The following is a 2,288-nucleotide window of genomic DNA, read 5'->3' as shown; positions in this document are numbered from 1 at the left end:
TCACATGGAGTTGGCGAGCGTCGAGAAAGCGGAGCAACCGCTTGAGCGTCTCTACCGCGTTGGGATTGCCCAATCGCCCGATCAGGCCAATGGTCTTGAATGGCTGCATGTGAAGCGTCTCGTTGCCGGCGTCGCGGCCCGTCATTATGCGGACTGGCGAGCAGCGGAGCAAACCGTGGCTGGGTCAGACGTTTGCGACATTAGCGGCAGACACTCATTTCTTGGGGTCGTTGTACTGGTCCGACTCGGGCGTCTGTACAGGGTGCAACTCCCACCAGTAGAGATACAGGGCCACGGGCGAGGCGAAGATCGTATTCAAGACCATGAAGGTCACCAACGCCGCCTGCCCCTGCCGATCGACCTCACCGTAATAGAGCATCATGAAGGCAATGCCGGCGATGCCCACGATCACGTTGATCACGATGATGGCTGCGAAGAATTTGAATATCGCTTTACGTTTACGCGACATCGGCTTTTTACTCATGGTATCTCTCCTTGCTGAAATTCATCTATCGAGTGGCCCATATTCCAGCTGCCGGGCAATCAGGCGCCCAAGAATTTCCATGCCTGTCTGCATGCGCTCATCCCAGGGATGGCCATAGTTCAAACGCAGGCAGTGTCGAAAACACTCGTGCGAAGAAAAGATACTGCCCGGCGCGATACTAATACCTTCGGCCAGCGCCATCTGGTGTAACTGCGAAGTATCCACACATTCCGGCAACTCGACCCATAAAAAGTATCCTCCGGCGGGGTATGTTGTCCGCGTACCATCAGGGAAATACTTCGTGATCGCGTGCAGCATGCAGTTACGCTGCCATTCAAACTGGTGCCTAAGTGTTCGCAAATGTCGATCAAACCCACTTCGTGACAGATAGGCCGATAGCGCTACCTGAGCCGGCGCTGATGCCGATAAGGAAAGTGAAAGTTTGTCGCGCATGATGTGTTGGGTGTAGCGTCCTCCTGCCACCCAACCGACACGCCAGCCAGGAGCCAAACTCTTGGAAAACGAACTGCAGTGCATGATCAAGCCTTCTTGGTCGAAGGCTTTGGCAGGTAGCGGACGGCGGCTATCGAAATAAAGCTCACCATAGACATCATCCTCGATCATCGGCACCGCATAGCGTTGCAATAGCGCGACAAGATCACGTTTTTTGTCTTCTGGCATCAGGCTACCCAACGGGTTCTGGAAATTGGTCATCAACCAACATGCCGCCGGCTTATGCCGCTTTATCGCTCGTTCCATCGCCTCCAGATCAATACCATCACGTGGGTGTGTTGATACCTCGATTGCCCGTAAGTGATACCGCTCCAGAGCTTGGAGCGACGCATAGAAGGTAGGGGACTCTACAATAACCGCGTCCCCAGGCTGGGTGACGACACCCAGGCAGATATTGAGCGCTTCCAATGCGCCATTGGTCACTACAAGGTCATCCGCGTGAATTTGCATACCATCCGCGTGATAGCGCAGTGAAATAGCATGACGCAGTTGAGCACTACCGGGGCTCAAATCATCTACTGTATGCCAAACATCCAGCTTGGGTAGTGTAGATGCCATGACCTGAGCCAGCCTCGGGATCGGGTAGAGCTCAGGACTCGGCAGCGCAGACCCCAAAGGCACTAGGTCGCGGCGCATAGTGGCGCCCAACACCTGGAGAACACGGTCGCTGACATCGACATTGAAGACACGCTCGTCAGGCGCGCTGGTCATCTCGATTTCCGGCGGACGGGTGCCTTTCGGTCCAACGACATAGAAACCTGATCGATCACGTGCCCGGATAAGTCCTTTGGCTTCCAGCAGATAATAAGCCTTGAAAACAGTGGTGGGACTGACGTTACGGCTAATGCTGGCAGCGCGAATCGAAGGCAGACGGTCCCCAGCATGCAACGCACCGGAGAGAATAGAGGCCTCCAGTGCTTCGGCCAGATGTTGATAAAGCTTCATGCCCACCTCCGACAACACTCCATGCCTGTCTAAGCGCAATAGCAACGGGTTCGCATTGTCTTGCAACTGGAGATATTGTCAGGGTGATATCATGAAGAGTACAGATTCAGATAGGCATGAAAAAAGCATATCAGTTAAAGATGGGCACCCAATTGGCGGCTCACCCATGACGCAAGTACTGTTCGATGCTACCACGCCCGCGCTGGAAGACGAGTGGGCATCGCTTCATCACCCTTGGGTGCGTGATCTCGCCTGGCTATTGCATGCTCCGGATATCATCGAAAGCGATTATCCGGGCCGGCCGACCCTCGAGGCACTCGGGCTTGGCGACGCCGCGTGCAGAAAG

Annotated in this window: 2 protein-coding genes and 1 pseudogene; 1 reads left to right on the top strand and 2 read right to left on the bottom strand. The window is 54.9% G+C overall.

The window, feature by feature from the left end; all coding sequences use genetic code 11:
• Positions 1-214: 214 nt before the first annotated feature.
• Entirely contained in the window at positions 215-484 is a 270-nt protein-coding gene (locus OP495_RS17280; RefSeq protein ID WP_280561526.1) for a hypothetical protein, read from the bottom strand.
• 21 nt (positions 485-505) lie between these two features.
• Positions 506-1,942 (bottom strand): PLP-dependent aminotransferase family protein, encoded by a 1,437-nt coding sequence (locus OP495_RS17275; protein ID WP_280561527.1) that lies wholly within the window; start codon positions 1,940-1,942, stop codon positions 506-508.
• 166 nt (positions 1,943-2,108) lie between these two features.
• Here OP495_RS17275 and OP495_RS17270 point away from each other — a divergent pair.
• Positions 2,109-2,288 (top strand): annotated as a pseudogene (locus OP495_RS17270) (hypothetical protein); the annotation flags it as partial.

The organism is Chromohalobacter sp. 296-RDG, from assembly GCF_029889885.1.
In the GTDB taxonomy this organism is placed as follows: Bacteria; Pseudomonadota; Gammaproteobacteria; order Pseudomonadales; family Halomonadaceae; genus Chromohalobacter.
Note: the sequence above shows the minus strand (reverse complement) of the source record. Positions and strands in the feature narration are given on the sequence as shown.